General features: G+C 63.8%; 22 protein-coding genes. 14 read left to right on the forward strand and 8 right to left on the reverse strand.

Going from position 1 to position 20,086, the window contains the following annotated elements; genetic code table 11:
• Positions 1-44: 44 nt before the first annotated feature.
• On the reverse strand, positions 45-536 hold the full coding sequence (locus tag N8H22_RS12310) for a BCAM0308 family protein (RefSeq protein ID WP_264590803.1): 492 nt from the start codon (positions 534-536) through the stop codon (positions 45-47).
• 173 nt (positions 537-709) lie between these two features.
• Between N8H22_RS12310 and N8H22_RS12315 the strand changes: the two genes are divergently transcribed.
• The gene (locus N8H22_RS12315; RefSeq protein WP_264590804.1) at positions 710-1,378 is read left to right on the forward strand and encodes a phosphoribosyltransferase; all 669 of its coding nucleotides are present in this window, start codon (positions 710-712) and stop codon (positions 1,376-1,378) included.
• A complete protein-coding gene (locus tag N8H22_RS12320; protein WP_264590805.1) occupies positions 1,375-2,049 on the forward strand; it encodes a dienelactone hydrolase family protein in 675 nt (224 codons plus the stop codon). The genes N8H22_RS12315 and N8H22_RS12320 overlap by 4 nt, the downstream gene beginning before the upstream one ends.
• Before the next feature lie 15 nt (positions 2,050-2,064).
• On the opposite strand, the gene N8H22_RS12325 is transcribed toward N8H22_RS12320, so the two are convergent.
• Together N8H22_RS12325 and N8H22_RS12330 are read right to left on the reverse strand one after the other, a co-directional pair.
• Complete coding sequence (locus N8H22_RS12325) at positions 2,065-2,466, reverse strand: hypothetical protein (RefSeq protein ID WP_264590806.1); 402 nt, start codon at positions 2,464-2,466, stop codon at positions 2,065-2,067.
• 323 nt (positions 2,467-2,789) lie between these two features.
• Positions 2,790-3,371, reverse strand: a complete 582-nt coding sequence (locus N8H22_RS12330; protein WP_264591029.1) for a response regulator transcription factor — start codon at positions 3,369-3,371, stop codon at positions 2,790-2,792.
• A gap of 434 nt (positions 3,372-3,805) precedes the next feature.
• Here N8H22_RS12330 and N8H22_RS12335 point away from each other — a divergent pair, with 434 nt between their 5' ends.
• A complete protein-coding gene (locus tag N8H22_RS12335; protein WP_264590807.1) occupies positions 3,806-4,132 on the forward strand; it encodes a hypothetical protein in 327 nt (108 codons plus the stop codon).
• 109 nt (positions 4,133-4,241) lie between these two features.
• Here N8H22_RS12335 and serA read toward each other — a convergent pair whose 3' ends face one another.
• A complete protein-coding gene (gene serA, locus N8H22_RS12340; RefSeq protein ID WP_264590808.1) occupies positions 4,242-5,471 on the reverse strand; it encodes a phosphoglycerate dehydrogenase in 1,230 nt (409 codons plus the stop codon).
• A 199-nt stretch (positions 5,472-5,670) separates the two neighbouring features.
• Between serA and N8H22_RS12345 the strand changes: the two genes are divergently transcribed.
• The 4 genes from N8H22_RS12345 to N8H22_RS12360 all read left to right on the forward strand — a co-directional run bounded on the left by N8H22_RS12345 (position 5,671) and on the right by N8H22_RS12360 (position 9,719).
• Positions 5,671-7,065: an FAD-binding oxidoreductase gene (locus N8H22_RS12345; RefSeq protein WP_264590809.1), complete on the forward strand. Its 1,395-nt coding sequence runs from the start codon at positions 5,671-5,673 to the stop codon at positions 7,063-7,065.
• A 27-nt stretch (positions 7,066-7,092) separates the two neighbouring features.
• Positions 7,093-7,758, forward strand: a complete 666-nt coding sequence (locus N8H22_RS12350; protein ID WP_264590810.1) for a fumarylacetoacetate hydrolase family protein — start codon at positions 7,093-7,095, stop codon at positions 7,756-7,758.
• A 93-nt stretch (positions 7,759-7,851) separates the two neighbouring features.
• Positions 7,852-8,754 (forward strand): SdiA-regulated domain-containing protein, encoded by a 903-nt coding sequence (locus tag N8H22_RS12355; RefSeq protein WP_264590811.1) that lies wholly within the window; start codon positions 7,852-7,854, stop codon positions 8,752-8,754.
• Between the two features lie 77 nt (positions 8,755-8,831).
• On the forward strand, positions 8,832-9,719 hold the full coding sequence (locus N8H22_RS12360) for an SdiA-regulated domain-containing protein (protein WP_264590812.1): 888 nt from the start codon (positions 8,832-8,834) through the stop codon (positions 9,717-9,719).
• 10 nt (positions 9,720-9,729) lie between these two features.
• On the opposite strand, the gene N8H22_RS12365 is transcribed toward N8H22_RS12360, so the two are convergent.
• Both N8H22_RS12365 and rpiA read right to left on the reverse strand, forming a co-directional pair.
• Positions 9,730-10,077 carry a YegP family protein gene (locus tag N8H22_RS12365; RefSeq protein WP_264590813.1) on the reverse strand — a complete coding sequence of 116 codons (348 nt, stop codon included), beginning with the start codon at positions 10,075-10,077 and terminating at the stop codon, positions 9,730-9,732.
• A 100-nt stretch (positions 10,078-10,177) separates the two neighbouring features.
• Complete coding sequence (gene rpiA, locus N8H22_RS12370) at positions 10,178-10,849, reverse strand: ribose-5-phosphate isomerase RpiA (RefSeq protein WP_264590814.1); 672 nt, start codon at positions 10,847-10,849, stop codon at positions 10,178-10,180.
• Between the two features lie 153 nt (positions 10,850-11,002).
• On the opposite strand from rpiA, the gene ilvA reads away from it, so the two are divergent.
• Both ilvA and N8H22_RS12380 read left to right on the forward strand, forming a co-directional pair.
• Complete coding sequence (gene ilvA, locus N8H22_RS12375; RefSeq protein WP_264591030.1) at positions 11,003-12,526, forward strand: threonine ammonia-lyase, biosynthetic; 1,524 nt, start codon at positions 11,003-11,005, stop codon at positions 12,524-12,526.
• A gap of 24 nt (positions 12,527-12,550) precedes the next feature.
• On the forward strand, positions 12,551-12,991 hold the full coding sequence (locus N8H22_RS12380) for a DUF2269 domain-containing protein (protein ID WP_264590815.1): 441 nt from the start codon (positions 12,551-12,553) through the stop codon (positions 12,989-12,991).
• 42 nt (positions 12,992-13,033) lie between these two features.
• Here N8H22_RS12380 and N8H22_RS12385 read toward each other — a convergent pair whose 3' ends face one another.
• On the reverse strand, positions 13,034-13,687 hold the full coding sequence (locus tag N8H22_RS12385) for an HAD family hydrolase (protein WP_264590816.1): 654 nt from the start codon (positions 13,685-13,687) through the stop codon (positions 13,034-13,036).
• A gap of 177 nt (positions 13,688-13,864) precedes the next feature.
• On the opposite strand from N8H22_RS12385, the gene N8H22_RS12390 reads away from it, so the two are divergent.
• The gene (locus tag N8H22_RS12390; protein ID WP_264590817.1) at positions 13,865-14,344 is read left to right on the forward strand and encodes an RNA pyrophosphohydrolase; all 480 of its coding nucleotides are present in this window, start codon (positions 13,865-13,867) and stop codon (positions 14,342-14,344) included.
• A 22-nt stretch (positions 14,345-14,366) separates the two neighbouring features.
• Positions 14,367-16,640 (forward strand): phosphoenolpyruvate--protein phosphotransferase, encoded by a 2,274-nt coding sequence (gene ptsP / locus N8H22_RS12395; protein WP_264590818.1) that lies wholly within the window; start codon positions 14,367-14,369, stop codon positions 16,638-16,640.
• 32 nt (positions 16,641-16,672) lie between these two features.
• Here ptsP and N8H22_RS12400 read toward each other — a convergent pair whose 3' ends face one another.
• Positions 16,673-17,428 (reverse strand): NRDE family protein, encoded by a 756-nt coding sequence (locus N8H22_RS12400; RefSeq protein ID WP_264590819.1) that lies wholly within the window; start codon positions 17,426-17,428, stop codon positions 16,673-16,675.
• Positions 17,429-17,584: 156 nt separating this feature from the next.
• Here N8H22_RS12400 and N8H22_RS12405 point away from each other — a divergent pair, with 156 nt between their 5' ends.
• The 3 genes from N8H22_RS12405 to N8H22_RS12415 all read left to right on the forward strand — a co-directional run bounded on the left by N8H22_RS12405 (position 17,585) and on the right by N8H22_RS12415 (position 20,081).
• A complete protein-coding gene (locus tag N8H22_RS12405) occupies positions 17,585-18,367 on the forward strand; it encodes a sulfite exporter TauE/SafE family protein (RefSeq protein ID WP_264590820.1) in 783 nt (260 codons plus the stop codon).
• A gap of 10 nt (positions 18,368-18,377) precedes the next feature.
• Positions 18,378-19,178, forward strand: a complete 801-nt coding sequence (lgt, locus tag N8H22_RS12410; protein ID WP_264590821.1) for a prolipoprotein diacylglyceryl transferase — start codon at positions 18,378-18,380, stop codon at positions 19,176-19,178.
• 108 nt (positions 19,179-19,286) lie between these two features.
• Positions 19,287-20,081, forward strand: a complete 795-nt coding sequence (locus N8H22_RS12415; RefSeq protein ID WP_264590822.1) for a thymidylate synthase — start codon at positions 19,287-19,289, stop codon at positions 20,079-20,081.
• The last annotated feature ends 5 nt before the right edge of the window (positions 20,082-20,086 follow it).

Genomic DNA, 20,086 nt, shown 5'->3' on the forward strand with positions numbered 1-20,086 from the left:
AAGAGGGGCGGGGCAAGTGCTGTCACGCCCGGGAGCGGCGCGGCTCAGTCGCGCTGCCAGTGCACGTCGACGTAATACTCCTCGTTGTTGTAGTGGATCTTCAGGTCGCCGTCGTAGGCCGCCTCCAGCGCGTGGCCGATGCGTTGGGCCAGGTGCAGGCCGGTGGTGGTGACGGTCAAGCCATCGGCATCGTCGCTGATGGCCATCAGGCGCTCGAGCGGGTGTTGGCTTTTTTCCATTTCCTCGGTGTTGCGGATCAGCCCGCAAAGCTCGTCGCTGTGCTGTTTGACGAAATCGCCGCGCAGACTGATGGTGCCGGCCGGAACATCTTCGGCGATGCGCTGGCAGGCCGGGCAGACCGCTTCTTCTGCGGTGGCGGCATTGATCAGCCCTTGCCAGGTCCAGCGTCCGGCCTGGTACGCCGCGCCGCATTGCGGGCAGAGTGTGTCGCTACGTTGATGCCACGCCTTGAGGTAGGGATCGTGGTGCTCGGGCTGAATGAGTTTGTCGCTGATGCTCTGACGATGCTTGTCCATTTCGGTGCCTCAAGGAGAAAAGGGTGGCTTCTCCAGCGTAGTTCACCGACACCATCTTGTATGGCGGTGCGGTGCGCTGACCGACGGCTGCGATGATTTGGCGCAGGAGGCCCTACGCCGGCGAATTATTGGGCCAGACTCAGAAGATCGATGGTCAGCGCGAGGAGGCCGCCATGTCCGTCACCATTCCCTTTCCCGACCGGGTCCAGGCTGGTCGGGCGCTGGCCGAGCGGCTGGCGCAGGAGGGTGCCTGGAACGATGCGCTGGTTCTGGCGCTGCCCCGTGGCGGCGTGCCGGTGGGCTATGAAGTGGCACAACGCTTGGGGCTTGAGCTGGACATTCTGGTGGTGCGAAAGCTTGGCACGCCGGGCAATCGCGAGCTGGCCATGGGTGCCATCGCCAGCGGTGGCGTGCGGGTCATGAACGAGGACATCGTCCGTTACATCCATGTAACCAGGGCCGAGATCGACGGCACCATCGCCCAGGAGACTCACGAGCTGCAGCGCCGCGAGCAGGCCTACCGTGGCGAGCGCCCGCGGCCGGTGGTCGAGGGGCGCGCGGTGATCCTGGTGGATGACGGCCTGGCCACCGGAGCGACGATGCGAGCCGCGGTGCAGGCGGTGCGCAAGCTGGGCGCCGGCAGCATCACGGTGGCCGTGCCGGTGGCGGCGCCGGAGAGCGTCGCGCAGCTGGAGCGCATGGCCGAGCGCGTCGTCTGCCTGCACATGCCCCACGACCTCTACGCAATCGGTCGCTGGTATGTGAATTTCGATCAGACATCCGATCAGCAAGTGGTCGAGCTGCTGCAGCGAGCGTGGACACGAAAAGGACAGCCGGTATGAACCAGATCGAGTCGACGCCGATGCGCTTCACCCTTGGCAAGGCGCGCCTGCATGGCGACCTGTGCGTGCCGCGGAGCGCCACCGGGCTGGTAGTGTTCGTGCATGGTAGCGGCAGCAGCCGCCACAGTCCGCGCAACCAGAGCGTGGCGCGCTATTTCAATGGCTTGGGCCTGGGAACCCTGCTGTTCGATCTGCTCACCGCGGACGAGCAGCCGATCGACGAGATCACCCGCCAGCTGCGCTTCGACATACCGCTGCTCAGCCAGCGTCTGAGTGGCGTGGTGGACCAGCTGCGTGCCGACGGCGATTTGCGCGAGCTGCGCATCGGCCTGTTCGGTGCCAGCACTGGTGCGGCAGCGGCGCTGATCACCGCGGCGTCGCGGCCCGCCGATGTCAGTGCGGTAGTGTCGCGCGGTGGTCGCGTCGACCTGGCTGAAGCCTCGCTGGAGCAGGTGCGCGCGCCCTCGCTGTTCATTGTCGGTGCCCGGGATGACGTCGTGCTGCAGCTCAACGAGCAGGCAGCGCTGCGCTTGCGTTGCCCGCACCAGCTGGCCGTGGTCGCGCGGGCGACGCATCTGTTCGAGGAAGTCGGCACGCTCGAGGAAGTCGCCAAGCTGGCGGGGGCTTGGTTCGTCAGGCATCTGACGGACGTGCCGCCGCCTGCCGATTGAGCCGACCGCGACGCTTCAGGCGACCACTTCGTTCGGGCCGGGAGGCGTGGCCGGGGGCTCCGGCGGATCCTTGGCGTCGCCAGCCGGCCAGACCCGCTGCAGCACCGGTTGCTCGACATCATCGACCCACCAGTGCAGCTCCGCATTGAGCTGGCTATCCGCGGTTACGCCGACGCGATTTACCAGCGGGCACTGCTGGGTCGTACCGGCAACCAGCGCGCCGCCCTGCCCACTCTGCGCGGTGCCCGCGCGGCCGCGTGATTGCACCTTCAGGCGATAACGTACGCGTTGGCCGCTGCCCTGAAAGCACAACCGCAGTTCCACGCGCTGGTTGTCTACGGGCTGCAGCACGAGGCTGGCATTCACTGGAGGCGGTGCTGCGGCTAATAGCCAGTTGGCGAGAATCATGTTGAGCATCCTGTCTGCCTCCCCTTGGGGGGCGGCGTGCCGCTGGCAAGAGCGCACGCTGCGTGTCCTTTGATGTACCTGGCCTTGTGCGCTGACTGCTGCTGGCCAGATGGCCGGTGCTGCTCTACCGGGTGGTGACGACATGGAGTGTAGCTGTCGGGCTGCCCGACCGAGGCGGCGGCCTATCGCTATACGGTTGGGCTGCGGAGCGGGGCGCCCGATCCGCTGTGCTAGCCAGCGGATGAGTCGAGATTCTTCATGGCCGGGCGTGTCTCGGGTATCCGTCGAAGGGTGTAAACGCGCACCGGCGTTGCCGAGCTTCGCGACATCCCTCAGGCGCGATACTCGCCCCAGTCGAGACGGCTTCGCAGCAGGTAGGCGGCTTCGGCACGGTTGGATGCACCGATCTTGCGCAGCAGGTTGTGGATATGGCTCTTGATGGTGTGCGGACTGAGGCCCAGCTGGTCGGCGATCTCCGCATTCGACAGACCCTTGCCGGCAAGCGTGAGAATCTCCCGCTCGCGCAGGGTCAATGTGGCTTTGCTTTCGGCCAGGTGGCGCATCCGCCGCAGCTGGCCGAGCAGGCGCTCCATCAGCATGCGCGGTAGCCAGTCGCCGCCGGCGAGTAGCGTGCAGATGCCCTTGAGCAGATGCTCGCGGGTGGCGTTGCTGTAGAACACGCCACGAATGCCGGGATGTTTTTCGAGCAGTTGTTCGGCCTGCTCCGGAACGATGTTCACCAGCGCCAGCGGCGTCTGCTCGTCGAACTGGTCGATCAGGTCGGAAAGCTCTTCGGTCTGCGCATGGCCGGCATCTACCAGGATCAGGTCCGAGTGGCTGATGCCGCGCTGGTGGAAGTTGGCAAGCGCAACCTCCAGGTGGGCCTGCTCGCCGAGGAAGTGACGAAAGAACAGTCCTAGCAGTTCGTTCCCGGTCAGCAGGGTGACAGTGGGCGAGGGGGCGTCCCGCGTGAGATCCGCATCCATGTTCGGTACCTGGTCAGTCGGGCGAGATTGATGAAAATGATTGGTGAAAAAGTTACTAAACGACCAGTACTTGGCGGTGAAGTTCATGCCTCGATAAGCGAAACGGCAAGAATTAGAAACTAATCGGTCGTTAGGTGGAGCTGGTTCGAGCGAGCGGTTTAAGCCGCTTCGACGGTCACGTAGCCAGCGCGGTGTCGCGCATCCGCACGTTTCCAGTCAGCAACTTGCGACGGACGGTGGGTCTGCCAGCCGCTCTAGTCCGGGTCACCGTTGCGCTGAGTCGTCGTGAGGGTGGGGTGGATGAAACCTTGTGCGTCGCCTGCTGCCCGATCTAGGGAATCCTTCGACAAAGGTGAACGGTCATGAAACTGATCCCTATGGCTTTGCTGACATTCGCGGCGTTACTTGCCTCGGGCGCGCATGCGGCTGGTGAAACTGCCAACAGCCGCTCGGAGAACGGCAAGGAGGCGATGGAGGAAAGCGCCCACGGTGGCGACTACAGCGGTAAGGGCTTCGGCAGTGCTGCGCAGGAATCGGCCACCGGCAAAGGCGGCAGTACCGATACCAGCGGCACGGGGAATGACGGCTCCCAGGCCGGTGAGGTCGACCAGGGCGCCGATGGCGAGGTGCACGGTGAGCAGGGTACTACCGGTACGGCTGGCGAGGGCGGCGCGCGCGGCGCCTATTGAGCGGCTGCCGAGTCGCCAGGGCAGTGGCCGGCGCGGAGGTCCGGGCGAGTCCGACGGCAATGTAAAAAGGGAGGCCGAAGCCTCCCTTTTTATTCACAACACTGTCGGATCAGAACAGTACGCGGCTGCGGATGGTGCCGTTGACGTGCTGCAGCTTCTCCAGCGCCAGGTCGGAGTACTCCTTGTCCACGTCGATGACGACGTAGCCGACCTTCTCGTTGGTCTGCAGGAACTGGCCGCAGATGTTGATGCCATTGTCGGCGAAGACCTTGTTGATCTCGCTCATCACACCCGGAATGTTCTGGTGGATGTGCAGCAGACGGTGCTTGCCCGGGTGCGACGGCAGCGCCACTTCCGGGAAGTTGACCGAGGACACCGAGGTGCCGTTGTCGCTGTACTTGACCAGCTTCTCGGCGACTTCCAGGCCGATGTTGGCCTGCGCTTCGGCGGTGGAACCACCGATGTGCGGGGTCAGGATCACGCGATCCAGGCCACGCAGCGGGCTTTCGAATTCCTCGTCGTTGGACTTGGGCTCGACCGGGAACACGTCGATGGCGGCGCCGATCAGGTGCTCGTCCTTGATCGCGGCGGCTAGGTGATCCAGCTCGACCACGGTGCCGCGGGCAGCGTTGATCAGGATGGCGCCTTTTTTCATCGCGCGGATTTCCTTCTCGCCAATCATCCACTGGGTGGACGGCAGCTCGGGAACGTGCAGGGAGACGATGTCGCACATGCCCAGCAGCTCGTACAGCGAGCCGATCTGGGTAGCGTTGCCCAGCGGCAGCTTGGTCACCACGTCGTAGAAGTAGACCTGCATGCCCAGCGCTTCGGCCAGTACGGAGAGCTGGGTGCCGATGGAGCCGTAGCCGATGATGCCGAGCTTCTTGCCGCGGATCTCGAAGGAGTTGGCCGCCGACTTGATCCAGCCGCCGCGATGGCAGGAGGCGTTCTTCTCCGGAATGCCGCGCAGCAACAGGATGGCTTCGGCGAGCACCAGCTCGGCCACCGAACGGGTGTTGGAATAAGGCGCGTTGAACACTGCGATGCCGCGCTCGCGGGCGGCATTCAGGTTGACCTGGTTGGTGCCGATGCAGAAGCAGCCGACGGCGATCAGCTTTTTCGCGGCGTCGAAGACTTCCTCGGTGAGCTGAGTACGCGAACGGATGCCGACGAAGTGGGCGTCGGCGATCTTGGCCTTCAGCTCGTCGCCGGACAGCGCGGTCTTGAGGTATTCGATATTCGAGTAACCGGCGGCCTTGAGGGTGTCGACGGCGTTCTGGTGCACGCCTTCGAGAAGAAGAAACTTGATCTTGCTCTTGTCGAGAGAGGTCTGGCTCATCTGCGTTTAAACCTTTAAGGCCGGAGGATATGACTGGGAGTGTCCAGCGAAGGCTGGCCGACCCGGTAATGCCGGTGTCGGGAGTCTGCCGAGGCACGTTTCAAAGGGGGGCGTATGCTAGCATACGAGCCCCCTGAAACACCCATCCCCGAGCTGAAGCGTGCTCAGGGTGACCATGAATCGTATGAGAGTTCCCGTGATGACCGACCCCGCCCTGATCGATGAGCTGAAAACCCTGGTCGAGCCCGGCAAAGTGCTGACCGACGCCGATTCGCTGAACGCCTACGGCAAGGACTGGACCAAGCATTTCGCCCCGGCGCCCTCGGCCATCGTGTTTCCCAAGAGCATCGAGCAGGTGCAGGCCATCGTGCGCTGGGCCAACGCCCACAAGGTCGCGCTGGTGCCCTCGGGCGGACGTACCGGACTCTCCGCAGCCGCTGTCGCCGCCAATGGCGAGGTGGTGGTGTCGTTCGATTACATGAACCAGATTCTCGATTTCAACGAGACGGATCGCACCGCCGTCTGCCAGCCCGGCGTGGTCACCGCGCAGCTGCAGCAGTTCGCCGAGGACAAGGGCCTGTACTACCCGGTGGACTTCGCCTCCGCCGGCTCCAGCCAGATCGGCGGCAACATCGGCACCAACGCCGGCGGCATCAAGGTGATCCGCTACGGCATGACGCGCAACTGGGTCGCCGGGATGAAGGTCGTGACCGGCAAGGGCGACGTGCTCGAGCTGAACAAGGACCTGATCAAGAACGCCACCGGCTATGACCTGCGCCAGCTGTTCATCGGCGCCGAAGGCACGCTGGGCTTCGTCGTCGAAGCGACCATGCGCCTGGAGCGCCAGCCGACCAACCTCACCGCGCTGGTGCTGGGCACCCCGGATTTCGATTCGATCATGCCGGTGCTGCACGCCTTCCAGGACAAGCTGGACCTGACCGCCTTCGAGTTCTTCTCCGACAAGGCGCTGGCCAAAGTGCTCGGCCGCGGTGACGTACCGGCGCCGTTCGAAACCGACTGCCCGTTCTATGCGCTGCTGGAATTCGAGGCGACCACCGACGAGCGTGCCGACCAGGCGCTGGCCACCTTCGAGCATTGCGTCGAGCAGGGCTGGGTGCTCGATGGCGTGATGAGCCAGAGCGAGCAGCAGCTGCAGAACCTGTGGAAGCTGCGCGAGTACATCTCCGAGACCATCAGTCACTGGACGCCGTACAAGAACGACATCTCGGTGACCATCGCCAAGGTGCCGGCCTTCCTCAAGGAGATCGACGCCATCGTCGGTGAGCACTACCCGGACTTCGAGATCGTCTGGTTCGGCCACATCGGCGACGGCAACCTGCACTTGAACATCCTCAAGCCCGATGCGATGGACAAGGACGAGTTCTTCGGCAAGTGCGCGACGGTGAACAAGTGGGTGTTCGAAACCGTGCAGAAGTACAACGGCTCGATCTCCGCCGAACATGGCGTGGGCATGACCAAGCGCGACTACCTCGAGTACAGCCGCTCACCGGTGGAAATCGAGTACATGAAGGCAGTCAAGGCAGTGTTCGACCCGAACGGCATCATGAACCCCGGCAAGATCTTCGCGGCCTGAGTGGCCCACCGACCCAAGGAGTCATCGATGAGCTACCAGCACCACTACACCGACGGCACGCCGATCCACTATCCGCTGGGCAAGGTCGTCTGCATCGGTCGCAACTACGCCGAGCACGCCAAGGAGCTGAACAACCCGGTGCCGACCGAGCCGCTGCTGTTCATCAAGGCCGGCAGCTGCACCGTGCCGCTGGACGATGGTTTCAGCATCCCCAGCGATCGCGGTGCGGTGCACTACGAGGCGGAAATTGCCGTGCTGATCGGCAAGCCGCTGTCGCGCAAGCCCAACGACGAAGAGGTGCGCGATGCCATTTCCGGCTTCGCCCCGGCACTGGACCTTACCTTGCGCGACGTGCAGGCCAAGCTCAAGGAGAAGGGGCATCCCTGGGAAATCGCCAAGAGCTTCGATGGAGCCTGCGTACTGGCGCCCTTCGTGCCGGCTAGCGCAGTAGAAGACCTGGGTGATATCGGCATTCGCTTGAGCATCAACGGCGAGGTGCGGCAGGACGGTAACAGCAGTCAGATGCTCAATGCCATCCTGCCGCTGCTGCAACACATCGCCGGGCACTTCAGCCTGCAACCGGGCGATGTGGTGCTGACCGGTACGCCGGCCGGCGTCGGCCCGCTCAAGCAGGGCGATCAGCTGGTGCTGGAGTTGGTCGGCCTGTCGCGCTTCGAAAGCCGCGTGCTGTGACCTCTACGCGGCGGGGCAAGCCCGCCGCGTATGCTGCTTCTTTGTCAACCGCTCTCGTGTTGTAATCCGGCATCCTTCGCCGGAATGCATCCCATGCCCGTTCGAATTTTCCGCTGGCGCTTGATCGTCGCTGCCGTTCTGCTGCTGTTGCTCACGGCATTGCTTGTGGCTGGCCGCCTGCTGCACTGGGACGATCAGCTGCGCTTGTACTGGAGCGAACGGTCGGTGAGTGCCGAGCAGCGCGCCGCCGGTATCTGGCTGCCGGACTATGAGCTGGTGCTGGAAACCACGCTCGCCGGGTTGGAAAAGGACGAGACCTCCGGGCTGACCTGGAATCCACTGACCGGCACGCTTTTTACCGTCACCGGCAAGCATCCCCAGTTAATCGAGTTCACCCCGGCCGGCGTCGTCCTGCGCCGCGTCACGCTGACTGGCTTCGCCGATCCCGAGGCGGTGGAAGCGCTGGGGGATGGCCGCCTGGCGATCGTCGACGAGCGTCGTCGGCTGGTGGCCGTATTTCGCCTCGAGCCTGACGTGGAAAGCCTCGACCTGGAGGACCTGGCCAGTTACGACTTGGGTTTCGCCGATGCCGGCAACAAGGGCTTTGAGGGCCTGGCCTGGAATCCGCGTACGCAGCGCCTGTTGCTGGCCAAGGAGCGTGATCCGCAGGGGTTGTTCGAACTGCCGTTTCCCGGCGAGGACGGCGCAGCCGGTACGCTGCACGCCGTGCCTGGGCAGAGGTTGCTGGTGCGCGACATTTCCTCCGTCGCCATCGACCCGCGCAGTGGCCACACGCTGATGCTCTCCGACGAGTCGCGACTGCTGGTGGAGCTGGATCTGCAAGGCCAGCCGCGCAGTTTCATCAGTCTGTTCGGAGGGGTGAACGGCCTGGTGCAGGGCATCGAGCAGGCCGAGGGCGTGGCGATGGACGGTGAAGGCAATATCTATGTGGTCGGTGAGCCCAATCGTTTCTACGTGTTCAGTCGCAAGCGCTGAGTCGCTGCGCCGGTTAAGTTTGGTGTAAGCCGGGCGCGACACAATCGCAACTCCCGAACTAGAACGAAGTGGGTGTCATGCGTGCGTCGAAATTCCTTCTGGCTGCGCTGCTCGGCGTCGTCGTGTTGCTGGCCATCGCGGCCGGCATTCATTACCGCCTGTTCGAACGTGGCTGGTTCCATCTCGGTCAGTGGCATCAGGCCGAGCAGCGCCAGGCGAGCTCATTGTGGCTACCCGATTATCGGGCAACGATCCAGGGGAAGGTCGTCCGTGGCATAGACGACGATCTCTCGGCGCTGACCTTCGATCCGGATCGCAACAGCCTGATCGCCGTTACCAACGGCAACCCGCACTGGCTGGAGCTCAGCCTGGAAGGCGACCTGCTGCGCGCCATTCCGCTGGTCGGCTTTGGCGACCCGGAAGCGATCGAATACATTTCCGAAGGCGTGTACGTGATCAGCGACGAGCGTCTGCAGCGGCTGCTACGGATCCAAGTTGACGAACAGACAACGGTCATTGATGCGGCGCACGCGTCACAGCTCTCGCTGGGCATCGACCGCAACGGCAACAAGGGCTTCGAGGGCCTGGCCTACGATACGGCCGGCAAGCGCCTGTTCGTCGCAAAGGAACGTAATCCGGTGCGAATCTACGAGATCTCCGGCTTCCCCTACGCCGAGCCGACGCTGTCGGTGCAGATCAGTGAGCACGAGGCCCGACTGTTTGTGCGCGACCTGTCCAGTCTGCAGTTCGATGAGCGGAGCGGGCACCTGCTGGCGCTGTCGGACGAGTCGCGGTTGGTGGTCGAGCTGGATACCAGCGGCCGACCGCTCAGCAGCCTATTGCTGAAGCGGGGCCAACATGGGCTCGAGGCCGACGTACCGCAGCCCGAAGGCCTCGCCATGGCGATGGACGGCACGTTGTACCTGGTCAGCGAGCCGAACCTGTTCTACGTGTTCCGCAAGTGAGTGGACCGGCTCAGCCGGTCGCCGCGGCGCTTTCGTCCTGCAACATCGCTTGCGGCGCGTGGTTCTGCACCGATTCGCAGCCGTGCTCGGCGCTGCTCAGGCTCGCATACATCTGGCTCTGGCCGATGATCTGACCGTTGCTTGCCTTGAGTACGAAGTAGTATTTGCCGTTGCTCGCTTCCTTGACCTCGAAGGCCCCTTCGCGTGTCGCGTTCTTGCGTACCGAATCGATGCCGTTCAACGCGGAAGCATGAGCTTTGTACTGTTCGCTGGACAGCACGACCTGCCCGTTGCTGGCCAACAGGTTGAAATGGAACTGGCCGTTGCTGGATTTCTTCAACTGGAACTTGCCAGACATGGCGACACCTCCTGTGATGGGCTGCGCCGTTTTCGACGCAGCGTCATCCAAGCGTAGTCGCTACCGGCACATCGTGCCGCTGCGCTTCAGCGTCCGCCCTTCAGCGCTTGAGCGTCTGCACGCCGCTGTCGGTGCCGAGCAACAGGAGATCGGCCGAGCGCATGGCGAACAGGCCGTTGGTGACCACGCCGACGATGTTGTTGATCTTGTCTTCCAGCTCGGGCGCGAAACCGATCATCAGGTTGTGTACGTCGAGAATGACGTTGCCGTTGTCGGTCACCACGCCGTCGCGGTAGACCGGATCGCCGCCGAGCTTCACCAGTTCGCGCGCCACATGGCTGCGTGCCATCGGGATGACTTCCACCGGCAGCGGATAAGCGCCCAGCCGCTCGACCAGCTTGCTGGCATCGGCAATGCAGATGAAGGTTTTGGCGACTGCCGCGACGATCTTCTCGCGGGTCAGGGCTGCGCCACCGCCCTTGATCAGCTCGAGGTGCTTGTTGGCCTCGTCGGCGCCGTCGACGTAGAACTCCAGTTCGCTCACCGAGTTCAGGTCGTAGACCGGGATGCCGTGCTGTTTCAGGCGCTCGGCGGTGGCCTCGGAGCTGGCCACCGCACCATCGAAGAAGCCCTTGTGCTTGGCCAGCAGGTCGATGAAGAAGTTGGCAGTGGAACCGGTACCGACGCCGACGATGCTGCGATCGTTGAGCTTGGGCACGATGTAGTCGACGGCGGCCTGGGCGACGGCCTGCTTGAGCTGATCCTGGGTCATGGATGAATCCGGGCGGGTAAGACAAGGCGCCGATTATAGCCCCCTGCCGGCGGCCGGTCTCGTTTGCCGCGCCGTCGAGGGTTGCGCGGATTGCCGGTGGTCGCCGGGGCGTTCGCGGGGGTAGACTCGGCGTTCCCCGCAAGCCCCGCCAAGATAGCCAGAATGCTCGAACATTACGTCAAGAAGATCCTCACCTCGCGCGTCTACGACGTCGCCATCGAAACCCCGCTGCAACCTGCCCGCCAGCTGTCCGAGCGTATCGGCAACCAGATTCTGCTCAAGCGTGAGGATCTGCAGCCAGTGTTCTCCTTCAAGGTACGCGGCGCCTACAACAAGCTGGCGCAGTTGTCGGCCGAGGAGTTGGCGCGTGGCGTGGTGACCGCTTCGGCGGGCAATCACGCGCAGGGCGTTGCACTGGCAGCCAAGCATCTGGGCATCAAGGCGACGATCGTCATGCCGCGCACCACGCCGGAGTTGAAGGTGCAGGGCGTGCGCGCCCGCGGCGGCAAGGTAGTGCTGCATGGAGATGCGTTTCCGGAAGCGCTGGCCTACTCGCTGAAACTGGTCGAGGAAAAGGGGCTCGTGTACATCCATCCCTACGACGATCCTGACGTGATTGCCGGCCAGGGCACCGTGGCGATGGAGATCCTGCGCCAGCATCAGGGACCGATCAATGCGATCTTCGTCCCGGTCGGCGGTGGCGGGCTGGTCGCCGGGATTGCGGCCTACGTGAAGTACCTGTACCCGCAGACGCGGGTGATCGGCGTCGAACCGGACGACTCCAACTGCCTGCAGGCGGCCATGGCCGCGGGCGAGCGCGTGGTGCTCGAGCAGGTTGGATTGTTCGCCGATGGCGTCGCGGTAGCGCAGATCGGCGAGCACACGTTCAATGTCTGCAAGCACTACGTCGATGAAGTCATCACGGTTAGCACCGACGAGATCTGCGCGGCGATCAAGGACATCTACGACGATACCCGCTCGATCACTGAACCCGCTGGTGCGCTGGGCGTGGCCGGGATCAAGAAGTATGTCGAGCGCGAAGGTGTAAGCGGTCAGGTGCTGGTGGCGATCGATTCGGGCGCCAACGTCAATTTCGACCGTCTGCGCCATGTCGCCGAACGCGCCGAACTGGGCGAGAAGCGCGAGGCGATCATCGCCGTGACCATTCCGGAACAGCCAGGCAGCTTCAAAGCGTTCTGCGAGGCGATCGGTAAGCGCCAGATCACCGAATTCAACTACCGCTACCACACCAATCGCGAGGCGCACATCTTTGTCGGCGTGCAGACCCATCCGGAAAACGATCCGCGCGCAGCGCTGGTGGAGGGGTTGCGCGACAAGGGCTTCCCGGTGCTCGATCTGACCGACAACGAGCTGGCCAAGCTGCACATCCGCCATATGGTTGGCGGCCACGCGGCCGCGGTCAGTGACGAGATGGTGCTGCGTTTCGAATTTCCCGAACGTCCCGGCGCGCTGTTCAACTTTCTCAACAAGCTCGGCGGGCGCTGGAACATCTCGATGTTCCACTACCGTAACCACGGCGCCGCCGACGGCCGCGTGGTCGCCGGACTGCAGGTGCCCGCTGACGAGCGGCATCTGGTCCCGGCGGCATTGGACAAGATCGGCTATCGCTACTGGGATGAAAGCGAGAACCCGGCCTACCGGCTGTTTCTCGGCTGAACGAACCGGCCGTCAGGAGAGCAAATGGACCATTATCTGCTGCTGCGAATCGTCCACGGCGGGTCGGCGATACTGCTGATGCTCGGGCTGGTTGCCCACTGGCTGATGCTATGGAAGGCTTCGCGTCGCGGCGACCCTGCGGTGCTGCAGCGCAAGCTGCGACGCACCCGGTTGATCTCGTTGCCGCTGCTCGCGCTACTGGGCTTGTCATTGCCGCTGAGCGGCTGGTGGCTGGTGCATCTGGCCGGTTGGCCGTTGGGCCAGATGTGGCTGCTCGGTAGCTCTGCGCTGTTCGTCGTGCTGTTGCCGCTGGGGCTGTTGCTCGCCGGTCGCCTGCGCGCCTGGGCGGCGCTGGGCGAGGTGCCGGCACCGGTGCGGTTACTGCGTTTCTGCGCAGCCTATGCCGGTCTGATCCTGCTGATATTGCTGGCCATCAGCGGCCTGATGGGCGCCAAGCCGGTCTGACGCCTCGATCGCTGTGTCCGGCTCGGTGAACGCTTTGCTGGCTCAGCGTAGCGAGATGATGCGCCAGCCCCGCTGTTCGGCGATCTGGCGCAGGGTTGGATCCGGGTCGACGGCGACCGGGTGCGTAACCCGTTCCAGCAACGGCAGGTCGTTGCGCGAATCGCTGTAAAAGTAGCTGTCTTCCAGCGTCTGCTCGGTTTCCGCCAGCCAGCGCTCGATGCGCGCAACCTTGCCTTCCTGGAAACAAGGGATGTCGGTGAGACGCCCGGTGTAACGGCCGTCGCGCATCTCGCATTCGGTGGCCAGCAGCGTGTCGACTCCGAGGCGCGCGGCGATCGGGCCAGTGATGAAGCGATTGGTGGCGGTGATGATCACCACACGGTCGCCTGCCTCGAGATGCTGGCGCAGCAACGCCTCGCCCTTGCTCAGCACGATCGGCTCGATGTGCTCGCGCATGAACTCCTCATGCCAGATCTGCAGCTGCGCCATGTCGCTGCGGCCGAGCAACTCCTGGCAGAAGTTCTGGTAAGCGTGCACGTCGAGGTTACCGTTGAGGTAGTCCTGATAGAAGGCGTCGTTGCGGGCCCGATAGCTGTCGGCGTCGACAATGCCGCGCTGGCAAAGGTATTCGCCCCAGGCATGGTCACTGTCACCGGCCAGCAGGGTGTTGTCGAGATCGAATAGAGCCAGGCGCACGGAAGAATTCCTCGGAAGTTTGATGGCCGCGCAAGCATAACGGAATGCATCCCCGGCGCCACGCGTCGCCCGCCTTTCCCATGGTCGGCCAGGCGCGAACTGGCCACTTTCCGCGCTTTCGGCTCGTTGTCATTTTGTGGAACAATGCGGCGACATGCGTTTGCGAGGTTGCTAGCCGTGATCGATTCCGATGGTTTTCGCCCGAATGTCGGCATCATCCTGACCAATGATGTCGGGCAGGTGCTGTGGGCGCGACGGATCAACCAGGATGCGTGGCAGTTTCCGCAGGGTGGCATCAATTCGCGCGAGACTCCCGAGGAAGCGCTGTATCGCGAGCTCAACGAAGAAGTCGGGCTGGAAGAGCAGGATGTGAACATCCTCGCCTGCACCCGGGGCTGGTTGCGTTATCGTCTACCGCAGCGTCTGGTACGCACCCATAGCCAGCCGCTGTGCATCGGTCAGAAGCAGAAGTGGTTCCTGCTGCGCCTGACCGCGTCCGAGGAACGGGTGCGCATGGACCTGACCGGCAAGCCGGAATTCGACGGCTGGCGCTGGGTCAGCTACTGGTATCCGCTGGGGCAGGTGGTCACCTTCAAGCGCGAGGTCTATCGTCGCGCACTTAAAGAACTCGCCCCGCGTCTGCCGGTGCGGGACTGAGACGGGGAGAAAGCCTCTGAGCATGCTCGGCACGCTGCGCAAGATTGTCCAGGAAGTGAACGCCGCCAAGGACCTCAAAGCGGCATTGGGCATCATCGTGCTGAGAGTCAAGGAGGCCATGGGCAGCCAGGTCTGCTCGGTCTATCTGCTCGATCCGGAAACCGAACGCTTCGTCCTGATGGCCACTGAAGGCCTGAACAAGCGCGCCATCGGCAAGGTCAGCATGGCACCCAACGAAGGTCTGGTCGGCCTCGTCGGCACCCGCGAGGAACCGCTCAATCTCGAGCACGCCTCCGAACACCCGCGTTACCGCTATTTCGCCGAGACCGGCGAGGAGCGTTATGCGTCCTTCCTCGGTGCACCGATCATTCACCACCGTCGGGTGATGGGCGTGCTGGTCATCCAGCAGAAGGAGCGCCGTCAATTCGACGAGGGTGAGGAGGCGTTTCTCGTCACCATGAGTGCGCAGCTCGCCGGCGTCATCGCCCACGCGGAGGCGACCGGCTCGATCCGTGGCCTCGGCCGGCAGGGCAAGGGCATTCAGGAGACCCGTTTCATTGGCATTCCCGGCGCGCCGGGGGCCGCCGTTGGTACTGCGCTGGTAGTGCTGCCGCCGGCCGATCTGGATGTGGTGCCGGACAAGACTGTCGATGACATCGGCGCCGAACTCGCGCTTTTCGAGACCGCTCTTGAGGCGGTTCGTGCCGACATGCGGGCGCTATCCGAGAAGCTCGCCACGCAGATGCGCAAGGAAGAACGCGCGCTGTTCGACGTCTACCTGATGATGCTGGATGACTCGGCGTTGGCCGGCGAGGTCAGCAAGGTGATCCGTACCGGCCAATGGGCGCAGGGTGCGCTGCGGCAAGTGGTCAACGAGCATGTACGGCGCTTCGAGATGATGGATGATGCCTACCTGCGCGAGCGGGCTTCGGACGTCAAGGATATCGGTCGACGCCTGTTGGGCTATCTCCAGGAAGCCCACCACCAGACCCTGACCTATCCGGACAAAACCATTCTGGTCAGCGAGGAACTGTCGCCGGCGATGCTCGGCGAGGTGCCGGAAGGCAAGCTGGTCGGCATGGTTTCGGTGCTCGGTTCGAGCAACTCGCACGTGGCGATCCTGGCCCGCGCGATGGGAATTCCCACGGTGATGGGTGCGGTCGACCTGCCTTATTCGAAGGTCGATGGTATCGAGCTGATCATCGATGGCTACCGCGGCGAGATCATCACCAACCCCGGCAAGATGTTGCGCGAGCAGTACGAGGTGCTCGCCGAGCAGGAGCGTCAGCTCTCCGAAGGGCTGGACGTGCTGCGCGAGCTGCCCTGCGAGACCACCGACGGTCATCGCATCCCGTTGTGGGTCAACACCGGGCTGCTCGCCGACGTGGTGCGTGCGCAGGAGCGTGGCGCCGAGGGCGTCGGCCTGTACCGGACCGAAGTGCCCTTCATGATCAAGGAACGCTTCCCCAGCGAAAAAGAGCAGATGGCGATCTATCGCGAACAGCTCGAAGCCTTCCATCCGCTGCCGGTGACCATGCGCAGTCTGGACATCGGTGGCGACAAGTCACTGCCCTATTTCCCGATCAAGGAAGAGAATCCCTTCCTCGGCTGGCGCGGCATCCGCGTCACGCTGGATCACCCGGAGATTTTCCTGCTACAGACTCGCGCCATGCTCAAGGCCAGCGTCGGGCTGAACAACCTGCGTATCTTGCTGCCTATGATCTCCGGGTTGCGCGAGCTGGAAGAGGCGCTGCACCTGATTCACCGTGCCTGGGGTGAGGTACGCGACGAGGGCCTGGATGTCCAGATGCCGCCGGTGGGCGTAATGATCGAGGTGCCGGCTGCGGTCTACCTGACCAGCGAGCTGGCACGCATGGTGGACTTCATCTCGGTTGGTTCCAACGACCTGACCCAGTATCTGCTGGCGGTGGACCGCAACAATCCGCGCGTCGCCGATCTCTATGATTACCTGCATCCCGCAGTACTAGAGGCGCTGCAACGAGTGGTCAACGAGGCTCACGACGAGGGCAAGCCCGTGAGTATCTGCGGCGAGATGGCCGGCGACCCGGCCGCCGCGATGCTGTTGCTGGCGATGGGTTTCGACAGCCTGTCGATGAACGCCACCAACCTGCCCAAGGTCAAGTGGCTACTGCGCCAGGTCAGCATGCAGACTGCCCGCGAGCTGCTGGCGCGGGTCATGGTGCTCGATAGCCCGCAGGTGATTCACGCCACCGTGCAGTTGACGCTGCGCAACCTTGGCTTGAATCGGCTGATCAATCCATCCGCAGCGGTGTGAGGTGCCCACGGCGCTCGCCAGCGAGCGCCGCCTCAGCGCGATGATGGATGGCGGTAAGCGCTCTCGCCCAGCATTCCCTCGGGGCCGAAACGGCGCTCCCGAATGTCCAGCGTCCCGTCTTGCCAACGCAGCAGGGCAGTGCTGGCGCGCGTGCCATATTCCGGACTGGCGATGAAGATGCTGGACAGCCGGCGCTCCCACTCCGGTGGTACACCGGTGCTCGGCAGCTCCGCATCCGCTGCTGGCTGATCATCGCTGAGCAGTTGCAGCAGAGACTCCGGCTGCGCGGCTCCTAGCTGCGCAACCAATGCCGCGCGGGCCCGGCGCAGCTTGGGCCAGGGTGTATCCAGATCGGCGTTGCTAAGACCGTAGACGCCGGCGTCGAGTCGCTGCGGCTTACCGAGCTGGGAATTGAAATGCCAGAGCTCTTCGGCGGTGCCGGCCAGTAGGTTGAAGCCGGCGTAGTCGTCGACGCATCCGGCCAGCTTGGCGAGGTATTCGGCGGGATGAAGATCGCTGCGCAGGTACTGCTCCGGCAGTTCGCCGCGACTGCGCCGGCCGGGTGGCTGGCCACCAGCGCGGATGTTGGTCAGCGCGGCGAAACGACCGTCGGGACGGATGCCCATCCAGGTGCCGCCTGCCTGCAGGTCGCGGCCGCCGATGATGTCGGGCGCATCATCCCAGGCGGCCAGAGCTAGGCTGGGACGCTCGTGAAACTCGTCACGGTTGGCGGCGACAACCAGCGGCAGTGCATGTGCAGGCCGCCAGGCGAAAACGATTAGGCACATGGGAAACCTTCAGCAGTACCGAGCTCTGCACAGAGTACAGGCGTGAACAGCGGGGCGGCTATCGGCATGGCGGTCGGACCTGCCGCGCCCCCTTGCTGCAGCGTGGCAGGCGGATTTTCCGCTACCATACCGCTTTGTTTCGCCGGGATAAGGCAAATGGAGTTTCTGCTGTATCTGCTGCTGGGAAGCTGTGCCGGCGTGCTGGCCGGGCTGTTCGGCGTGGGCGGTGGGCTGATCATCGTGCCGGTGCTGGTGCTGAGCTTCAGCGCCCAGGGTTTCTCGCCGGAGATTCTGACGCATCTTGCTGTCGGCACTTCGCTGGCGACTATCGTCTTTACCTCGGTCAACTCGATTCTCACGCACCATCGCAAAGGCGCGGTGCGCTGGCCGATGGTGCTGTGGATGACCGTCGGCATCCTGCTCGGCGCGGCACTCGGCAGCCTGACTGCGGCTGCGATTCAGGGGCCGATGCTGCAACGCATCATTGGTATCTTTGCCATCGTGATGGCGGTGCAGATGGCGTTCGATCTGCGTCCCAAGGCCAGCGCGCATCAGCCTGGCAAGCCGGAGCTGTCGCTGGTCGGAGTGGTGATCGGCTGGGCCTCGGCGATATTCGGCATCGGTGGCGGCTCGCTTTCGGTGCCCTATCTGACCTGGCGCAGCGTGCCGATGCAGCAGGCCGTGGCGACCTCGGCCGCCTGCGGTCTGCCGATCGCGCTGGCGGGAGCGCTGAGTTTCATGGTGGTCGGCTGGCAGACCCCGCAGCTTCCCGAGTGGAGTCTGGGTTTCGTCTATCTGCCGGCGTTGCTCGGGATTGCCGCGACGAGCATGTTCTTCGCCAGGCTGGGCGCGAAGCTGGCCCATCGGCTGTCGGCCAGGGTTCTCCGGCGCCTGTTTGCGCTGCTGCTGCTGGGCGTTGGTATCAATTTCTTGATTTGAGGAGCGCAGGATGCTGCCTTACCCGCAGATTGACCCCGTGGCGGTCGCCATCGGCCCGCTGCAGATTCACTGGTACGGCCTGATGTACCTGATCGGTATCGGCGGTGCCTGGTGGCTAGCCTCGCGCCGGCTGGCCGGGTTCGATGCCGGCTGGAGCAAGGAGAAGCTTTCCGATCTGGTGTTCTGGGTCGCCATGGGCGTGATCGTCGGTGGGCGCCTGGGCTACGTACTGTTCTACGATCTGGCGGCCTATATCGATCAGCCCAGCCTGATCCTGCAGGTGTGGAAAGGCGGCATGTCCTTCCACGGCGGTCTGATCGGCGTGCTGCTTTGCACCTGGATCTTCGCCCGGCGTAACGGCAAGAGTTTCTTCGAGCTGATGGACTTCATCGCGCCGTTGGTGCCGATCGGTCTGGGCGCCGGCCGCATCGGCAACTTCATCAATGCCGAGCTGTGGGGCAAAGCCACCGATGTGCCCTGGGCGATGGTCTTCCCGACCGATCCGCAGCAGCTGGCGCGACATCCGTCGCAGCTCTACCAGTTCGCTCTCGAAGGCGTGGCGCTATTCGTCATCCTCTGGTTCTACTCGTGCAAACCTCGGCCGACCATGGCGGTGTCCGGGTTGTTCGCCGTGTGCTACGGGATCTTCCGCTTCATCGTCGAGTTCGTCCGCGTGCCGGATGCGCAGCTCGGTTACCTCGCATTCGGCTGGCTGACGATGGGACAGGTGCTGTGCGTGCCGATGGTGCTGCTCGGCGCAGGCATGATCGCCTGGGCCTATCGTCGCGACACTGCAAAGGCCGCGGTCTGATCCGGCGTTACGCCCGGCTCGTCGCCTGAGCGCGACAAATCGGGCGCGGCTTCTTACCATTCGCGCAGCTTTTTTCAACGCGCTTCGGCGCCCGTTCCGAGTCAATCGATGAAACAGTATCTCGACCTGATGCGCCACGTGCGCGAGCACGGCACCTTCAAGAGCGACCGTACCGGTACCGGCACCTACAGCGTGTTCGGCCACCAGATGCGCTTCGACCTGGGCGAGGGTTTTCCGCTGGTCACCACCAAGAAGTGCCACCTCAAATCGATCATCCACGAGCTGCTGTGGTTCCTCAAAGGTGAGACCAACATCCGCTACCTGAAGGAAAACGGCGTATCCATCTGGGACGAGTGGGCCGACGAAAATGGCGAGCTGGGCCCGGTCTACGGCTATCAGTGGCGCAGCTGGCCGGCACCGAACGGTGAGTCCATCGACCAGATCGCCAAGCTGGTGGAGATGATCAGGAAGAACCCGGACTCGCGTCGGCTGATCGTCTCGGCCTGGAACCCGGCGCTGGTCGACCAGATGGCCCTGCCGCCCTGCCACGCGCTGTTCCAGTTCTACGTCGCCGACGGCAAGCTCAGCTGCCAGCTGTACCAGCGCTCGGCCGACATCTTCCTTGGTGTGCCCTTCAACATCGCCAGCTACGCCTTGCTGACGCTGATGGTCGCCCAGGTCTGCGACCTGCAGCCGGGCGAGTTCATCTGGAGCGGCGGCGACTGCCACCTCTACGCCAACCATCTGGAGCAGGCCGACCTGCAGCTGGCGCGCGAGCCGCTTCCGTTGCCGACCATGCAGATCAACCCGGAGGTGAAGGACCTGTTCGCCTTCCGTTTCGAGGATTTCGAGCTGGTCGGCTACCAGGCTCATCCGCATATCAAGGCGCCGGTCGCCGTTTGAGGCGT

The sequence above is a fragment of the Stutzerimonas sp. S1 genome (genome assembly GCF_025966695.1).
In the GTDB taxonomy this organism is placed as follows: Bacteria; Pseudomonadota; Gammaproteobacteria; order Pseudomonadales; family Pseudomonadaceae; genus Stutzerimonas.

Coding starts and splice junctions, on each gene's coding strand:
- N8H22_RS12310 (WP_264590803.1), bottom strand. CDS start 536: ATGGACAAGCATCGTCAGAGCATCAGCGACAAACTCATTCAGCCCGAG.
- N8H22_RS12315 (WP_264590804.1), top strand. CDS start 710: ATGTCCGTCACCATTCCCTTTCCCGACCGGGTCCAGGCTGGTCGGGCG.
- N8H22_RS12320 (WP_264590805.1), top strand. CDS start 1,375: ATGAACCAGATCGAGTCGACGCCGATGCGCTTCACCCTTGGCAAGGCG.
- N8H22_RS12325 (WP_264590806.1), bottom strand. CDS start 2,466: ATGCTCAACATGATTCTCGCCAACTGGCTATTAGCCGCAGCACCGCCT.
- N8H22_RS12335 (WP_264590807.1), top strand. CDS start 3,806: ATGAAACTGATCCCTATGGCTTTGCTGACATTCGCGGCGTTACTTGCC.
- serA (WP_264590808.1), bottom strand. CDS start 5,471: ATGAGCCAGACCTCTCTCGACAAGAGCAAGATCAAGTTTCTTCTTCTC.
- N8H22_RS12345 (WP_264590809.1), top strand. CDS start 5,671: ATGACCGACCCCGCCCTGATCGATGAGCTGAAAACCCTGGTCGAGCCC.
- N8H22_RS12350 (WP_264590810.1), top strand. CDS start 7,093: ATGAGCTACCAGCACCACTACACCGACGGCACGCCGATCCACTATCCG.
- N8H22_RS12355 (WP_264590811.1), top strand. CDS start 7,852: ATGCCCGTTCGAATTTTCCGCTGGCGCTTGATCGTCGCTGCCGTTCTG.
- N8H22_RS12360 (WP_264590812.1), top strand. CDS start 8,832: ATGCGTGCGTCGAAATTCCTTCTGGCTGCGCTGCTCGGCGTCGTCGTG.
- N8H22_RS12365 (WP_264590813.1), bottom strand. CDS start 10,077: ATGTCTGGCAAGTTCCAGTTGAAGAAATCCAGCAACGGCCAGTTCCAT.
- rpiA (WP_264590814.1), bottom strand. CDS start 10,849: ATGACCCAGGATCAGCTCAAGCAGGCCGTCGCCCAGGCCGCCGTCGAC.
- N8H22_RS12380 (WP_264590815.1), top strand. CDS start 12,551: ATGGACCATTATCTGCTGCTGCGAATCGTCCACGGCGGGTCGGCGATA.
- ptsP (WP_264590818.1), top strand. CDS start 14,367: ATGCTCGGCACGCTGCGCAAGATTGTCCAGGAAGTGAACGCCGCCAAG.
- N8H22_RS12400 (WP_264590819.1), bottom strand. CDS start 17,428: ATGTGCCTAATCGTTTTCGCCTGGCGGCCTGCACATGCACTGCCGCTG.
- N8H22_RS12405 (WP_264590820.1), top strand. CDS start 17,585: ATGGAGTTTCTGCTGTATCTGCTGCTGGGAAGCTGTGCCGGCGTGCTG.
- lgt (WP_264590821.1), top strand. CDS start 18,378: ATGCTGCCTTACCCGCAGATTGACCCCGTGGCGGTCGCCATCGGCCCG.
- N8H22_RS12415 (WP_264590822.1), top strand. CDS start 19,287: ATGAAACAGTATCTCGACCTGATGCGCCACGTGCGCGAGCACGGCACC.